Here is a 15,319-nt window from a genome sequence, read left to right on the forward strand (position 1 = left end):
TGTGATTTTCATCTCTAGCGGATCACAGATCGCAGCTCCAAATAAAGATTTTTTCCGATCTTCCTATTCTAATCAATATTAACTACGATTAGTATCCGACAACTTTCCCATTTCTAACACCTGTTTCAGCTCATTTTACATAAAAAGAGTTCAGACAGGCACGCAAAAAGTGTCCAATTACAAAATTGCACCTATGTGCTATCATACCATGTTTATCAAAAAAATGAAGTGGTTTTTGTTTAGATCAATTGTTCTAGATCACTGAGTGTCATGAGGACTTCTCTTGGTTTACTGCCTTTCGCACCAGAGATCATGCCTTCACGTTCCATCATGTCAATCAATCTGGCTGCACGATTGTAGCCAATTCTAAATCTTCTTTGCAAACTGGATGTACTTGCACTATTTTGCTCGATTGCAAATCGGCAGGCATCCATAAACAATTCGTCTTCGTCTGTAATCGCAGAGCCTTGAAGCATCAATTCCTCCTGTTCGAAAAGAAACACAGGCTTGCGTTGTTTCCTCACATGTGCCACCACTTGATCGATCTCGCGGTCTGATACAAAGTTCCCTTGCAGCCTTGTCGGCTTGCCAGAGCCATTTTCTAAAAAGAGCATGTCTCCTTTTCCGAGAAGCTTTTCTGCACCTGCCATGTCAATAATGGTTCTAGAATCTACCTGGCTTGAGACAGAGAAAGCAATTCTTGTTGGGATATTGGCTTTAATGAGACCTGTGATGACATCAACGGATGGTCTTTGAGTCGCAATCAGTAAGTGAATACCACACGCTCTAGCTTTTTGTGCAATCCGGCAAATGCTTTCTTCGACTTCATTTGGTGCGACCATCATTAAATCAGCCAGCTCATCGATGACAACGACGAGATACGGAAGTTTTTCACCCATTTGCTTTTCTTTCACAAGCTCATTGAATCGTTTAATTTCTCTCACACCAGAGTGAGCAAACAGTTCATAGCGTCTTTCCATTTCATCGACTACCCATTTCAGGGCAGCTGTCGCTGTCTTGGCATCGGTAATGACAGGACTCACGAGATGTGGAATGTGATTATACGGCGCTAATTCAACCATTTTAGGGTCGATTAGGAGCATTTTCACTTCATCTGGTGAGGCTTTAAACATCAAGCTTACTAAAATGGTATTAATGCAGACACTTTTTCCTGAACCTGTTGCTCCAGCAATTAAGCCGTGCGGCATTTTTTGCAGATCAACCACGACGGGCTGACCTGATATATCTAATCCGAGCGCTGCCGTTAAAGGAGATGGATTGTCTCTAAATGCACTGCTTCTGATCATTTCTCTTAAGAACACCATTTTACTGTGCAGGTTCGGCACTTCAATTCCGATCGTGTTCTTTCCTGGGATTGGTGCTTCGATTCGAATATCCTTTGCAGACAAACTGAGTTTAATATCATCTGACAGGTTCGTGATTTTGTTCACTTTCACACCTGGTTCAGGATGTACTTCAAATCTTGTGACAGAAGGTCCCTGCGTGACATGGACCACACTTGCTCTTACATTGAAATTTTTAAGCGTTGCATTGAGCAGCTCTGCCCGCTCTTTCACCCATGTCCCGTCCTCTTCTTTTTGAGCTGGAGGTACGTCTAGAAGGGCTAAGCTCGGAAAAACATATCCTTGTGCATCCGACGTTTTCTTCTGTCCTTGCACGCGCTGGTCACTTTTTAACATCATGACGTTAAAAGGAACCGTTGAGGTTTGACCGTTTGAACCCTTCGGCTGCGGAGATGTCTGTTTTGTTTCTTCTCGCTTCACTTCAAGCGTTTGTTCTTGCTGCTCTGTCTGATCCATGAAGGTTTCTGCTGGCCCAGAGGCAGTCCGTTCATCCGTTACTGTTTCTCGTTCGAATGGCATGACTTGATCATCTATGATTTCAGGTTCTTCCATAGATTGATCATCTTGCAGTTCATGTTTGATCACTTGCTCAGCTTCTTCAAATCCTGCTGCTGGCACTTCTTCTTGTCTTTCTTCTATCGAAGCGACCTCTATTTTCTCCATATCTTCCGCTGTGATGTCTTCTGTCACCGTCACTTCTTCTGCTGGGCTATCTATTTCCATTTCAATTGCTGGTTGTGAGTCTTCAGCTTTTTCAAATGTCCATCTGTCTATTTCTTCAGCATGATCTTCAACCTGATTCATCGGCTCGTCTTTTCTTTCTTCTTGTTCGCCGGAGACGACCTGTTCCGGCTCAGGCTCTACCGGATCGTCTTGGAATGCTGGGGCTTGCTGCTTATGTAAAACAGCTTCGTTATGATCTTCAGGCTGTGAAAAGGCTTGATCCTTTTCCTCTGCTTGGATAAAAGATTCGTCATTTAAGCGCTCCATCGTCGACTGAACGTGATCCTGATAGGCGAGTTCCTCTTGCAAAGTAAGAGGCGTCGCGGCTGTTTGCATATCCGCTTTCTCTTCTGCAGGAGCTGAAGCAGCTTCTTCCATACGATTTTCTTTCCGTATAGACGGGATGTTCATTTGCTGTCTCACATTCCGTTCACGCTCTGCCTCTTCTGATAACAGTGTAACACGCTGTGCAGTTTCTTCTGTGGCCTTCATTTGAACAGAGGGTGCTTCTTCTTTGCCTTCTTTTCGTTTTGGACGCATATCCTGATGATAGCCATAGATCGGCGAAGGGATTTGCTCTGTTTTGAATGGCTTTTTATTTATATCAGGCTGCAACGTTTGTTTAGGCTGATAGGTCGGCTGCTTTACCTTTGGCTGGCTGGGTCTCGCGCGCCTTCTCTCCTGCTGCTTCACTCCGTCACGAGCGGGTTCATCTGGAACGAGTGGAAAGCGGAAGTTGCCTTTCGGATATTCATAATAGACTTTCGTATCTTCAACTTTTTTATATTCTTTATGCTGTTCAAAAGCTGACTGCTTTGGCGCATCCGGACCTTCTACCGGTCTCTCAGCTTTTTCTTCTTTCTTTTCTTCTCCTAAAAACACACTGAAAAATTTATCTATCCAACTCATCGTTTATCACTCACTTTAACTCCCCTTACGTTTTCTTGGGCGATTTTTAGTATACCACTGCTTTTTCATGCAGAAAAGCGAGAAAAGTGCCGCTTTTGCTGTTCATGCTGTATGTAGATGAAAAAAAGTCACTAAGTACGTACTTAGTGACTTTTCGTATAACACATTCTTCGCTCATATGTGCCCGTTTATGGGAGGTTAGGCTTCAAAGGGTTCGCCAGCTTGGTGGGTACCTTCTAGAACAAGGATCCCTTTTTCAGCAGGCGCATCTGGAAGATCTAATTCTTTTGCAGAACAAATCATTCCGCTTGATGGTACACCTCTTAGTTCAGCATCTTTGATGATCAAGCCGCTTGGCATCACTGCGCCGACCTTGGCAACAACGACATATTGACCTTGATCGACGTTTGGTGCACCGCACACGATTTGTAATGTTTCTTCGCCAACATCTACTTGGCAAATGTTTAATTTATCTGCATTCGGATGCTTTTCCTTTTCCTTCACATAGCCGACAACAAATTTTGGTGATAGATCGACAGTCAACGTTTCACTGACACCGTTGCGGTTTAAAATTTCATTGATATCTTGAACAAGCGTTTCAGAAAGCGGTACAGATCCGTTTTCTTCAATTTTCATGTAAGTGGATGCGTTGAAGATATTAAAGCCTGTTGTTTTTTTTGTGTCTTGATTGAAGATTCTCACGACATCTCCAATCGTTTCATGACCTACTTCTTCTCTTGTCACATCTTTTAATGAAATAAGAAGTGTGTCGCCTACACCTTCTGCATTATAAAAAGCATTCATTCTTCAAAATTCCCTTCTACTACTGTTTTGGTCTGCTTTTCGCAAGAATAAAGATCGGTTCGAGCTTGCCCTCATCATATAAAAATGACAATGCGGTAATTGGAACCGTGCCGCTGGCGAAGAAGCTCATCGACATTTGCCCTAAAATATCATAGCCTGAATCATTGCGAACATCTGCAATGATGAATACATCTTGATGGGGAACAGAAATGGCCATCTGTCCCTCTATTTTTTGCGCGTATTCTTGTAAAATCGATTCATTTAAAAGTCTGCTGGCATCATATCCGTCATTGGCACGGAAGAAATAAAACCGATTGCCTGCGACTTCATCCATTTTCACCACGGTTTCAAGTGAGCGGACGTTAAAGCTTGCGGTTTCCCTGATTCGCTCTTTTGTCCAGTTTTCCTTTTGAAGCATCTTCTCATCAATTAATCTGTAGGTGCTTCCAAGGTCAAGCGCATAGTAGATTCTTGTTTCAGCTGTATGCTCATCAAAAACGAGCGGAATCTCGTCACTTGATGTCTCTGGAAAGGAAGTCGAACGAATAACCGGATAGATTTGCTTTTCTTTACCTGATATGTGCTGCGCTTCGCCTTTCATTGCGCTTAGTGCCTCTTTCACATAGTAAACGATCTCATCCAGTGTTTCATCAGGCTTTACTTCCCACTTCGCAATAATTGGCGGAAGCTCAAGCGTGATGCCTTTACCTGTTTGTTTATCTTCAATACGAAGCGTATCTTTTTCCCGGTCAAACTGGTGTGACCAGCTGTCACTCGTCAGACGGCTTTTCAATTGATTGGCAAGCTGTCTTGATGTCATTTTTGCCATAGTTAAGACTCTCCTTTCGTTATTTAGAAAGAGAATCTGTTAAAAATGCTTCAATCTCTTCCTTTGTCTTACGATCTTTGCTGACAAAGCGGTTGATCTCTTGTCCGTTTTTAAAGACTAAAAAGCTTGGAATGCCGTAAATTTCCCACTCTGCACAAGTGTCAATGAACTGATCTCTATCGACATAGAAGTATTCAAATTCTGGGTAGTTTGCTTCAAGCTCTGGTAAGAATGGTTCAATAAATGTACAGTCCGGGCACCAGTCAGCTGAGAATAGTAATACCGTTAAGTCTTGTTGAATTACTTTTTGTAATTCTTCGTTTGATTCAATTTTTTTCATGTTTCATTCCTCCAGTTTGTATGGTTAAATCTCCGAATTGTATATAGCCTTTCTTTCTCATCCATTCTGATACTACCAAACTAATCACTGCCGGGCCAACGATATGCAAGAGAGCAATCGCGAGTAGTACGGATGGATGAAACCCCATGACTGTGAGCGTCATCAGTTGTCCAACAAGACCGCTCGTTCCCATTCCTGCTCCTGCCGCATTATTGACCATCCCAAAGCCAATAATACCAATTGGTGCAAGAATAAGGCCCGCAATCGTCGGCGGAATGAGGATGAGGGGGTTTTTCACAATATTAGGCAGCTGCAGTTTTGACGTCCCAATGCCGACAGCGGCAAGACCGCCAAAGCGGTTTTCTCTAAAGCCTGCAGCGGCAAAGCCGACCATTTGAGCGCAGCAGCCGATCGTTGCAGCACCGGCCGCTGTCCCGCTTAAATCAAGCATCAGCGCAAGCGCAGCACTTGAGATCGGTGAGCTGAGCGCAAGTCCAACAATGGTTGCCACAAGCATACCCATGATCAGCGGACTTTGATCTGTTCCCCACATGATGAGCCTGCCTAGCCCTGTCATCATACCTTCAATCCCAGGGCCGATCAAAGCGGCGGTGAAAAAGCCCGTCATAATGGTGACAAGCGGTGTTAAGATAATATCAATTCTTGTCTCTCCACTGACAAGTTTGCCGATTTCCACACCAATTAATGCTGCGACAAAGCTTCCGGCAGGTCCTCCAAGCTCTGCTCCTGCGGCACCTGAGACCACACTCGCAAAAATGATCAGAGGAGATGCATTTAAGCGATACGCAACCGCTACGCCGATCGCCGGTCCCATGAGCCCCATGGCCAGCGTTCCCATTTTGATGATGAGTGGAAGTGATAACAGGCCGCCTGCTGTTTTTAAGATCAGCCCTACCACTAATGTTGCAAATAGACCTAAAGCCATATAAGAGAGTGCATCAATGAAATACACCTTTGGCGAAAGGGAAATGCCCTTTCTTTTCAAATAAGTCATCAACGTCGTCTTCCTGCTTTCTCATAGGAAAGACGAAGAGGCCTGTCCTTCCCATTATATGTAGTCTTCTTACGATGAAAAATAGTCTCTACCATGAATATCATAATCATATTTTTTTTGCTTTATCAAGCACTTCTTGTGTAACATGAAAAGAAACAGGACAAACCTTTACTAAGTTTGTGCACAAGGAGGAGATTGTTATGCAATTAACCATCTATTTAGCTGGAGAAATTCATAGCCAGTGGCGTGATGAAATCAAGGAGAAAAGCCAATCTTTGAAGTTACCTGTAACATTTGTTGGCCCAATGGAGAATCATGACCGATCAGATCACATTGGTGAAGACATTTTAGGCGAACAGCCGAATGCCATTTTAAAAGACGATGCTGCTTCTGATTTGAACAATTTCCGTACCGAGATTTTATTGACCAAAGCAGATGTTGTCATTGCCCGCTTTGGTGAGAAATATAAACAATGGAACACTGCAATGGATGCATCTTCTGCCATCGCCAAAGGAAAACCTCTTATTTTGATCCGTCCAAAAGAGCTGCACCATCCATTAAAGGAACTATCAAACAAAGCAAATATCACTGTGGAAACAGTGAATCAAGCGATCAAGGCGTTATCTTACGTGTTTGAACAGCAATAAGAAAGAAGGCTGCCCTCATTGAAGAGGCAGCCTCAGCGTGAAGACAAACCCTCGCATTCGGTGTCAGTTCTGCGTGCTGGTGCTCACGAATATCAAATTCGCTCCGCGCCAGTACTCGGCCTTCCTAGACTTCAAGGGTTTTCATATCACGCTGAAAAGAAGCCAAAAGGATAAAATGTTTTTTAGTCTTTTGTCCTCTTTTCTATCATTTACACCTGTTGATAAATAGAATCCACCGTGCTTTGATCACAGCTTTTAACAAGACGAACAATTAACTCTTTTGCCGCAGCGTAATCATCCACATGCAAGACAGAATGACTTGTATGAATATAGCGCGCGCAAACACCAATCACAGCAGACGGCACACCTTGGTTTGAAATATGAACACGTCCAGCATCAGTACCACCCGGTGATACGAAATATTGATATGGAATGTTATTTGTTTCAGCAGTATCGAGTACAAAGTCTCTCATGCCACGGTGCGTAATCATCGTTCGATCAAAAATACGAAGAAGTGCACCTTTTCCAAGCTGGCCGAATTGTGTTTTGTCACCCGTCACATCATTTGCAGGACTCGCATCTAAAGCAAAGAATAGATCCGGCTGAATCATATTAGCTGCTACCTCTGCACCTCTAAGCCCTACTTCTTCCTGAACTGTTGCACCCGAATACAGCTGACATGAAAGGGTTTCGTCTTTTAATTCTTTTAATAATTCAATGGCAAGTCCGCAGCCATAGCGGTTATCCCAAGCCTTTGCTAAGATCTTTTTTGGATTCGCCATTGGGGTAAAGACCGTTGCAGGGACGATTTGCTGTCCTGGGCGAATGCCAAGCTCTTTTGCCTCTTCCTCGCTATCTGCACCAATATCAATGAGCATATCTGACGGCTTCACAGGTTTGCTTTTTTGTTCTGGTGTCAGAAGGTGAGGTGGTGTACTAGACACGACACCAGGAATTGGCCCGTGATCGGTATGAACGTCCACACGCTGCGCGAGCATCACTTGACTCCACCAGCCGCCAAGTGTTTGAAAACGAATCATCCCGTTTTTCGTAATCGATGAGACCATGAAGCCCACTTCATCCATATGGCCAGCCACCATGATGTTTGGTGCCTTTTCCGGCCCCTTGCGTACGCCAAACACTCCGCCAAGACGATCCTGAATCAGTTCATCGGAATATTTCTCAAGTTCCTTTTTCATAAAAGCACGCACATGGTGCTCATTACCCGGAGTCCCCTGTAATTCTGTTAAATTTCGGAAAAGCGACAATGTTTCTTCGTTCATTCTACAGTTTACCTCGTTTCTATGTAATAACCATATATATTCCTATAAAAATAACACTCACTTTATACTATAAGAATTCTTTCGGTTTTCCAAGTATCTCTCCAGAAATTTTGAATATGCTTTTAAGTATTCGGATTTCTTAACATCAATGGACAAGTTTTGTATAATGGAAAAAACAGCAATACGGAGGTGCAGCACGTTGAAGTTAAAACATGTTTTGATTGGTGCGAGTATTGGCGTAGCCGCTGCAATGATTGCAAAGAAAGTATTTTTCCCTACGTATATCTCGTCTGAAAAAGCGTTAAAAATTGTGAAATCTGCTTTTAAACAGCGCGGTCCGATTGATGGCTCTTGGATCTATACTGTACCAGAGCCGTATACCGTAAATGGTGAAACGATTGATGTGTACAAATCTGGCATTACACGCTCTGCCTTTGGTGAGCTTGAACAGTACGAAGTCATGATTGATGCAAAAACAGGCATGATCGTTGATGTCATTGATTCTGTTGCTTGATAAAGAAAGCTTCGCAAAGACGTGTCCTTGCGAAGCTTCTTTTTTTATATGGCTTTGATTTTTTTGTACACAGGGTGCCACATGGCGTCTTGCACAGTCTGTATGAGATCATCCGGCGTTTCTTCGGCAATCCCTTCGTCAATCGCCGCTTGCGCAACACGGACAGCCACTGTGGCTGAAACCGTTCGAAGCTGCTCGACACTTGGCAGCATCGCCGCACCTGGTTTTCCGACATTGACCATGCTGGCAATGGCTTCAGCACTCGCCACAAACATGCTATTTGTCATCAGACGGGCTTTAGACACAATGGTTCCAAGACCAAGTCCTGGAAAAACAAGGGCATTATTTGCCTGCCCAATTTCATATGTGACCCCATTGTATTCCACAGGATCAAATGGGCTTCCCGTTGTCACAAGGGCACGTCCTTCTGTCCACTCAATCAGATCCTCCGGCTTTGCTTCTGAAAGAGGTGTCGGATTAGACATCGGTAAAATCGCTGGGCGCTCGACATGCGACGCCATTTCTTTCACAATTTCCTCTGTAAATGCCCCTCCTACTGTCGAGGTGCCAATTAAAATGGTAGGTTTAGCCTGCTTGACGACCTCTAACAAATCAATGGAATGCTTTGGACCATTACGCGCATAATCCTTTACTTCCTCAGAATGTCTTGCATATGGCTTTTGGAAAGGCTGAATTTCAGGTGAATCATCTGTGAGCAATCCATTTTTATCTATACACCAGAAATGGTCATATGATTCCTCTTCTTTGACCCCATCTCTTACGATAGCATCACGAATTTGCTCTGCTATGCCAATACCTGCTGTACCCGCTCCAAAGATGACGATTCGATGGTCCTTCAGCGGAACCTTCGATGCTTTTACACATGCCAGAACCGCAGCAAGTGAAACCGCTCCAGTTCCTTGAATATCATCATTGAATGTACAAATACGTTCCTTATATTTCTCCAAAATGGCGCGGGCATTCTTTGTACCAAAGTCTTCCCAGTGAAGAAGTGCATTCGGAAAGGTGGCGCGGGCAAGCTCAACATATTGATCAATGAACTCATCATAGCGCTCTCCTCGAACGCGAGAGTGCTGATTTCCGACATAAAGCGGATCATTCAAGAGACTTTCTTGATTCGTCCCGGCATCAAGCACCACTGCCAGCACGCGGCTAGGATCAATACCTGCCGCCGCTGTATAAACAGCCAACTTCCCCACTGAAATGGCTATGCCGCCAACGCCCCAGTCTCCGATGCCTAAAATGCCTTCTGCATCAGTCGCAACGATTAAGTCAATCGATTCATCGACACCGTAAGAGGCAAAAATCTCTTCCATGCCTTCTAGGTCATCAATGGATAAATAAAGTCCTCTAGGTTTTCTATACTCATGGCTATAACGCTGAATCGCCGTTCCTACGGTCGGGGTGTATACGATCGGAAGCATTTCCGCCAAATGATCATTTAATAATTTGTAAAAAAGCACTTCGTTTCTGTCATGAAGCGCTGTTAAATAAACATTTTTCCCAAGCGCATCTGGCTGTGCTTGGAACTGCTCATATGCACGCTTCGCCTGGTCTTCTAACGTTAAAACTTTAGGCGGGAGAAATCCCTTTAAACCAAGCTCTTCCCGCTCTTCCTTTGTAAATGCAACCCCTTTGTTTAAATAAGGGACAGACATGACTTCCATCCCTCTTAATGGTGTCTCGATAACATCACCCTGTACACGATAAAATTGATTCACCTGCACTCTTCCTTTCACAAGTTCATTTTGTCGTTATTTTGTGTGAAAGGCGAAAAAAACATACAGATGATCTTTTATCTTCCCGCTTCTCTTTTGACTTCATGTATGATTTGTTCGTCTTCATCCCACTTCACAGCGCGGTAAATGGCATCATGATAAAACAAGTACCATGCATTTTGTTCTTCTGCGAATGCTTGCCACTTTTGTTTGGCGGGAATCGAAGTCATCGGAAAATCGTCATATGCCAGCACCCAAAGTGGATTTTTATGAGCGTGTGTTGGCATGATATCAGCTAAATGAATCGCTGTTTCGCCCTGACTTGTGAGCGTTAAGATGCTGTGCCCATTGCTGTGACCACCTGTATGATGCAGATGAATTCCTTCTGTCACTTCGATGCTTTCTTCAAATGTGACCACTTGATCTGCTACAGGCTCCCAGTTTTCTTTCCAATATGTATTTCTTGAGCGAATATTCGGCGCTCTCATCTCATCCCATTCGATTTTGGATGTGATGATTTTTGCCTGCTGAAAAACAGACACGAGCTGATCACCCTCACGTTTTGTTAACCCGCTGGCATGATCGAAGTGCAGGTGGGTCATTAATACGTAATCAATGTCTGATGGACGTAGACCGAGAGCCGCAAGCGATTCCTCCATTTTGGTCTCTTCTGTTACGCCGTAATTTCGTTTTTGTTTATCCGTCAGCTTCCCTGATCCGATGCCGGAATCCACTAATAGATGAAGACCATTCCACCGAATGAGAATCGGATCACACCGTAATTCAATTTGATTGCGATCATTCACAGGGTATTTTTTTGACCATAACGGCTTTGGCACCACACCGAACATCGCACCGCCGTCCATGTGAGTATCTCCCCCGTTTAACCAGAACAGTTCCATTTCACCTATTTTCATTGTCTCCATTGCTGTCATCCCTCCTTTTTCTATCGTAGCAAATACAGCGGAAATTCGCATGCACCAATCCTCTAAAACATTTCATCAAAAAAAGCTGACGCAATCATTCATTGCAGCCAGCTTTTTTCTTTTATTATTCTGGATATTTCACTTCTGATCGATAGATGGGTTGTCCTATAGAAGAGAATTTCTCTTCATATTCTGTCATCACATTTCCTTCTAGACCATCCTCATGTAAATCAAGACTTACATACGTTAAAAGGAGTCCGTAAGCAGAAAAGCTCTTTAAGGAATATTCAAATAATCCGCGGTTATCTGTTTTGAAATGTAATTCACCGCCTGGATGGAGAATATGTTCATATCGCTCTAAAAAGGCTTTAAAGGTCAATCTGCGCTTTTCGTGTCTTGCTTTTGGCCACGGATCAGAGAAATTCAAATACACCCGGTCAATCTCATTTTCTGCAAACACATCTGTCAGTGTCTCTGCATTAATGTTTAAAAGCTTCACGTTTTCTACATCTGTTTCTTTGATTTTATCTACTGCTGTCACTATGACACTTTTAAATAATTCAATCCCAATATAGTTGATATCAGGATGAAGCTTGCCCATTCCAGCAATAAAGCTCCCTTTCCCTGTCCCAACTTCGATATGGATTGGATGATCATTTCCAAACAGCTCATGCCATTTCCCTTTATACTGTTCAGGGTTTGCTAGAGCAATATGAGCATTTTCAGCTAAGTAATCATCAGCCCATGGTTTATGTCGCATTCTCAATTTGATACACCTCTATTTTCTTTACATTTTATCAAGATACCATGAAACATAAAGACCCGCAAGACAGCATCTCATATGTACATATGAAAAAGACCAGCCCTTATTTGAGCTGGTCTGCCGCATGTATAAATTGGGCGCTAAATGCACAGTTTAACCACATAAACGACACGCAAGAAAGGAGCATACGTATGGGATTAAACCGCCAACATCAGCTTCAATTAATCAAAGATATCTTAACCGATCACCAGCTGGATTGCTGTGGGACTGTTGCAGAATATGAACAGGTGGGACGCGTCATTCAATTAATGCTGGCGAAAGAGACCCTTGATGCCGATGTTCGTCAGCTGTTAACAGATATTTATGATTACAGCCAAAAGGGCACCTCTGTCAGTTCAATTGATGCACATATCGAGGAGCATCAATCTCATCTGGCTGAATGGGTCGAAAACATTCCACTGTCTTAATGGATGTTTAACCGTTTTAGCAGTGCGTTTAGCTCCGCTTGCACTTCTTTTTGCGCCTTTTCATTTCCTTTTCTTTTATGCCAAACGACAAACGATACGGTTTCAGCGAGCACGTACCACGCCATGCGTTTCCGCAAATTGTCTGTCAGCGGGGCGCCGTACATAGAGAGCCAGCTTTCCCAGTTCTTTTCATCAACATAGTGGTATAAAAGCGGTCCAAGATCAATCGCAGGGTCTGCAATCATTGCCCCATCCCAATCGATCAAATAGAGCTGGTTTTCATCTGTCAGCAGCCAATTATTATGATTGAGATCACAATGACATACGACCTTATCCTCGAAATGGACTGCCTCCACATGCTTCTCTAAATACTGGATGGCACGCGTGATATCAGGTGAATCAATCTGCTCTTTTAAAATGGACTGCTTCAGATGCATCAGAATAGATTCTGGGTCTAGAGAGTGCTTCTCTAATCGTTTCAGCATATCGAGCAATTCTTTAGAAGTATGAATTTTTCTTAGCTGCTCCGCCACAGGACGGTCATTCATGTCCTTTGGCTTCAGCTCTCTGCCGCTCAGCCAATGCTGCGCAGTAATGACATCCCCATTTTCCATCCGTTTTGTCCAGACAAGCTTCGGCACAATGCCTTCAGCTGACAAAACCGCAAGAAACGGTGACGTATTGCGTTTTAAAAATAGCTTTTGGTCATTGTGTGTTGCGAAGTACGCATCTCCCGTAGCGCCTCCAGCAGGAGAGATGTGCCATTCGCTACCTAATATTTGTCCCAACCAGTTCATATCAATTTTCAACCCATCATTTCTTAAAATATTTTAAATCGTGCTTTTTTAGTCGACAAAATTCAGCCGATTGAAGGTCAATTGGCTGTTTCTTTTTTTATTTATATGATCATAAAAACAAAAAGGACAGCTATTGAGAATGAGATGCTAAACAATAGCCGTCCTATAGATTTTATCGCTACCTTCTTATACTCGTCAAGCAAAACTAAAAAATCAGGACAAGAACCTTTTGAAAAGGAAGGCTTTTTTCATGGTTCTGTTGCTGGCACATACGCCGGCAGTCATTTAAGCACGTAATTTTAAGGATCGTTCACTAGCCTTCACAAAGACAGGAGTTGCGCCGATCACTTCACCATCTGCGTGAAATAAGATTTTTTCATCTGCCTCCAAGTACACTTCCTCATGCTGAAACAAGGAGACTCCCTTCATCGACAGGTGCTTTCGAAACACCATCGCACTTAGAAACAAGAGGACTTTGAATGGATTCAAATCCGTGACGACGATCGTTTGAAAGCCTGGCTGCCTTGCACTTGCTTCTGGCGCTGCTTCCAGCCCTCCGCCATAATACGGATGATTGCATACGATCACAAACCACACTTGGCGAAAGACTTTTCTCTCATCTTCAATAAAAAGAGCAAGATCAAACGGCTTGAATGACCATAAAGAATGAAGAAATGACAGCGGGTAAATGATAAACCCGAGCTTGAGTCGCTTCAACCACTTTTTCCCTCTAAAATGCACCGTTTTCCTCAAGACATGCGCGTCAAACCCAGCACCAATATGATTGAGAAAGAGAACAGATTGCGGGCTTTCTGCATGATCGTGAAAAGAACCGAGAGAAAATGTTTTAGTGAGCATTCTCTTTTGCTTTCTCACTTCTTTTAACACATCGTGACGATGGATACCGAGCCCCTTCGCTGCGTCATTCCAATGGCCAGCGGGGACAAAACTCAGCTGCACATGATCGATTTCTTTTAAGCCATTCAGCACTTCATGAATGGTGCCGTCACCGCCAATGATGATCAGGCGCTTCAGCCTGTCATCTTGCATGGCGCTAATCTGTCTCGCCAATACTTCCGCATGGCCTTCATGCTGGGTGAGAAACGACCGGTATGAGATCTCCACCTTTTGTAACTCTTTCTCTATGCTCCTCCAAATGCGGAGTCCTTTTCCATGTCCTGCTGCTGGATTGACGATAAAGTACCATTCATTCATATATTAGCTCCACTCAGGTCTCATGTTACGCGACCTTCCATCATGCCTTTAATCGAGCCATTCCTGCCTTCTTTTGCTGTCTGATTCACCATAAGCAAGCAATGCCTTTGTCGCCTTAAATTGCTGGTGCTTTGTCGGCGCCGTATTTTTCCGCTGCTTTTCAAACCATTCTTCAGCCTTCTTCTTATCGACAACCTCCATCCCGTATGGCACTTCAGGTAGGTCAATATAAGAGGTTCGGCTGATCAGGATTTTTTTCACAGGAAGGTCTACACCACTTTGCTGTAAAATCTTTGACACTACGGTTCCAGAGCGCAGAAGGCTTGCACAAGGGTTCAAGATGGACTGAACAGCTTTCCCCGTCGCCCGCTTTTCCCAAAAACGTTCCTTGGATCCGATATATACGCTGTCTGGCTCTGCCTCTAAGAAGGATAAACAGATCACTTCCAGCGGCGTAATGATCACGGAGCATAATTCCATCTCAGCTTTTTGAATGAGCAGCACCGGCTTGTACATCACAAAATAAGAATCTGGAAGCTGCCTTGCAAGCATACGCAGCTTTTCATCATACCGAATGTGATGGGATACGGTTGAAATGTGAGATAGCGTCGAGCTGGCCCATTTTAATTGAACATCATATAGATGATCCTTAAAAAAGTGAATGAGCTTCGTTTCATCGGTAGGGACGTTTCTGAAGACACCTTGCTCTATATCTGTTGGCTCGTTAAAAAGACTCAGGTCTCGTTCCTTTTTCATATCGGCTTCTTTTTGCTTTCTCTTTAAGGAGAATTTCTTTCTCTTTTCTTCCTCTTGTTCAGGCGCTTGTTCAAGGGTTTGGTCGACCTGCTGCTGCGCCTCCTCTTTCGAAGCTCTTTTTAACTCGTCCCATCTTTGTTTTTTCAATCGAATAAACTGATTGATGTAATGATGCGGGTCTTGTTCATATCGTGATATATAATCTTGGATTTTGATAATTTGCGCCAT

General features: G+C 43.6%; 15 protein-coding genes. 3 read left to right on the forward strand and 12 right to left on the reverse strand.

The genetic code is table 11. The features are described from left to right. Positions 1-239: 239 nt before the first annotated feature. The 5 genes from NPA43_RS13195 to NPA43_RS13215 all read right to left on the reverse strand — a co-directional run bounded on the left by NPA43_RS13195 (position 240) and on the right by NPA43_RS13215 (position 5,984). A complete protein-coding gene (locus NPA43_RS13195) occupies positions 240-2,996 on the reverse strand; it encodes a DNA translocase FtsK (RefSeq protein ID WP_256498926.1) in 2,757 nt (918 codons plus the stop codon). A 198-nt stretch (positions 2,997-3,194) separates the two neighbouring features. Next, complete coding sequence (ytpR, locus tag NPA43_RS13200; protein WP_256498927.1) at positions 3,195-3,800, reverse strand: YtpR family tRNA-binding protein; 606 nt, start codon at positions 3,798-3,800, stop codon at positions 3,195-3,197. Positions 3,801-3,819: 19 nt separating this feature from the next. Then, the gene (locus NPA43_RS13205) at positions 3,820-4,629 is read right to left on the reverse strand and encodes a DUF1444 domain-containing protein (RefSeq protein ID WP_099726835.1); all 810 of its coding nucleotides are present in this window, start codon (positions 4,627-4,629) and stop codon (positions 3,820-3,822) included. A gap of 19 nt (positions 4,630-4,648) precedes the next feature. Next, entirely contained in the window at positions 4,649-4,969 is a 321-nt protein-coding gene (locus tag NPA43_RS13210) for a thioredoxin family protein (RefSeq protein WP_034322446.1), read from the reverse strand. Next, complete coding sequence (locus tag NPA43_RS13215; RefSeq protein WP_099726834.1) at positions 4,956-5,984, reverse strand: PTS sugar transporter subunit IIC; 1,029 nt, start codon at positions 5,982-5,984, stop codon at positions 4,956-4,958. Before NPA43_RS13215 ends, NPA43_RS13210 begins: the two co-directional genes overlap by 14 nt. A gap of 200 nt (positions 5,985-6,184) precedes the next feature. Here NPA43_RS13215 and NPA43_RS13220 point away from each other — a divergent pair, with 200 nt between their 5' ends. Continuing rightward, positions 6,185-6,631, forward strand: coding sequence for a YtoQ family protein (locus tag NPA43_RS13220; RefSeq protein ID WP_099726833.1), 447 nt, complete (start codon positions 6,185-6,187; stop codon positions 6,629-6,631). Between the two features lie 209 nt (positions 6,632-6,840). Here NPA43_RS13220 and NPA43_RS13225 read toward each other — a convergent pair whose 3' ends face one another. Next, entirely contained in the window at positions 6,841-7,914 is a 1,074-nt protein-coding gene (locus tag NPA43_RS13225) for a M42 family metallopeptidase (protein WP_230031064.1), read from the reverse strand. A gap of 199 nt (positions 7,915-8,113) precedes the next feature. Here NPA43_RS13225 and NPA43_RS13230 point away from each other — a divergent pair, with 199 nt between their 5' ends. After that, the gene (locus NPA43_RS13230) at positions 8,114-8,428 is read left to right on the forward strand and encodes a PepSY domain-containing protein (RefSeq protein WP_099726831.1); all 315 of its coding nucleotides are present in this window, start codon (positions 8,114-8,116) and stop codon (positions 8,426-8,428) included. A gap of 44 nt (positions 8,429-8,472) precedes the next feature. Here NPA43_RS13230 and NPA43_RS13235 read toward each other — a convergent pair whose 3' ends face one another. The 3 genes from NPA43_RS13235 to trmB form a co-directional block, all read right to left on the reverse strand. Continuing rightward, a complete protein-coding gene (locus tag NPA43_RS13235; RefSeq protein ID WP_256498929.1) occupies positions 8,473-10,170 on the reverse strand; it encodes an NAD-dependent malic enzyme in 1,698 nt (565 codons plus the stop codon). 74 nt (positions 10,171-10,244) lie between these two features. Continuing rightward, positions 10,245-11,093, reverse strand: a complete 849-nt coding sequence (locus NPA43_RS13240; RefSeq protein WP_256498930.1) for a YtnP family quorum-quenching lactonase — start codon at positions 11,091-11,093, stop codon at positions 10,245-10,247. Between the two features lie 124 nt (positions 11,094-11,217). Further along, entirely contained in the window at positions 11,218-11,859 is a 642-nt protein-coding gene (gene trmB / locus NPA43_RS13245; RefSeq protein ID WP_230031067.1) for a tRNA (guanosine(46)-N7)-methyltransferase TrmB, read from the reverse strand. A gap of 188 nt (positions 11,860-12,047) precedes the next feature. Between trmB and NPA43_RS13250 the strand changes: the two genes are divergently transcribed. Continuing rightward, positions 12,048-12,323, forward strand: coding sequence for a YtzH-like family protein (locus NPA43_RS13250; RefSeq protein ID WP_099726828.1), 276 nt, complete (start codon positions 12,048-12,050; stop codon positions 12,321-12,323). On the opposite strand, the gene NPA43_RS13255 is transcribed toward NPA43_RS13250, so the two are convergent. The 3 genes from NPA43_RS13255 to NPA43_RS13265 form a co-directional block, all read right to left on the reverse strand. After that, positions 12,320-13,120, reverse strand: a complete 801-nt coding sequence (locus NPA43_RS13255) for a phosphotransferase family protein (RefSeq protein WP_180275495.1) — start codon at positions 13,118-13,120, stop codon at positions 12,320-12,322. The genes NPA43_RS13250 and NPA43_RS13255 overlap by 4 nt on opposite strands. A 285-nt stretch (positions 13,121-13,405) precedes the next feature. Then, complete coding sequence (locus NPA43_RS13260) at positions 13,406-14,335, reverse strand: YegS/Rv2252/BmrU family lipid kinase (protein ID WP_230031069.1); 930 nt, start codon at positions 14,333-14,335, stop codon at positions 13,406-13,408. Between the two features lie 48 nt (positions 14,336-14,383). Continuing rightward, positions 14,384-15,319: a hypothetical protein gene (locus NPA43_RS13265; protein ID WP_099726824.1), complete on the reverse strand. Its 936-nt coding sequence runs from the start codon at positions 15,317-15,319 to the stop codon at positions 14,384-14,386.

Origin of the sequence: Bacillus pumilus (assembly GCF_024498355.1) — a bacterium.
Classification (GTDB): domain Bacteria; phylum Bacillota; class Bacilli; order Bacillales; family Bacillaceae; genus Bacillus; species Bacillus pumilus_P.

Coding starts and splice junctions, on each gene's coding strand:
- NPA43_RS13195 (WP_256498926.1), bottom strand. CDS start 2,996: ATGAGTTGGATAGATAAATTTTTCAGTGTGTTTTTAGGAGAAGAAAAG.
- ytpR (WP_256498927.1), bottom strand. CDS start 3,800: ATGAATGCTTTTTATAATGCAGAAGGTGTAGGCGACACACTTCTTATT.
- NPA43_RS13205 (WP_099726835.1), bottom strand. CDS start 4,629: ATGGCAAAAATGACATCAAGACAGCTTGCCAATCAATTGAAAAGCCGT.
- NPA43_RS13210 (WP_034322446.1), bottom strand. CDS start 4,969: ATGAAAAAAATTGAATCAAACGAAGAATTACAAAAAGTAATTCAACAA.
- NPA43_RS13215 (WP_099726834.1), bottom strand. CDS start 5,984: ATGACTTATTTGAAAAGAAAGGGCATTTCCCTTTCGCCAAAGGTGTAT.
- NPA43_RS13220 (WP_099726833.1), top strand. CDS start 6,185: ATGCAATTAACCATCTATTTAGCTGGAGAAATTCATAGCCAGTGGCGT.
- NPA43_RS13225 (WP_230031064.1), bottom strand. CDS start 7,914: ATGAACGAAGAAACATTGTCGCTTTTCCGAAATTTAACAGAATTACAG.
- NPA43_RS13240 (WP_256498930.1), bottom strand. CDS start 11,093: ATGGAGACAATGAAAATAGGTGAAATGGAACTGTTCTGGTTAAACGGG.
- NPA43_RS13250 (WP_099726828.1), top strand. CDS start 12,048: ATGGGATTAAACCGCCAACATCAGCTTCAATTAATCAAAGATATCTTA.
- NPA43_RS13255 (WP_180275495.1), bottom strand. CDS start 13,120: ATGAACTGGTTGGGACAAATATTAGGTAGCGAATGGCACATCTCTCCT.
- NPA43_RS13260 (WP_230031069.1), bottom strand. CDS start 14,335: ATGAATGAATGGTACTTTATCGTCAATCCAGCAGCAGGACATGGAAAA.
- NPA43_RS13265 (WP_099726824.1), bottom strand. CDS start 15,319: ATGGCGCAAATTATCAAAATCCAAGATTATATATCACGATATGAACAA.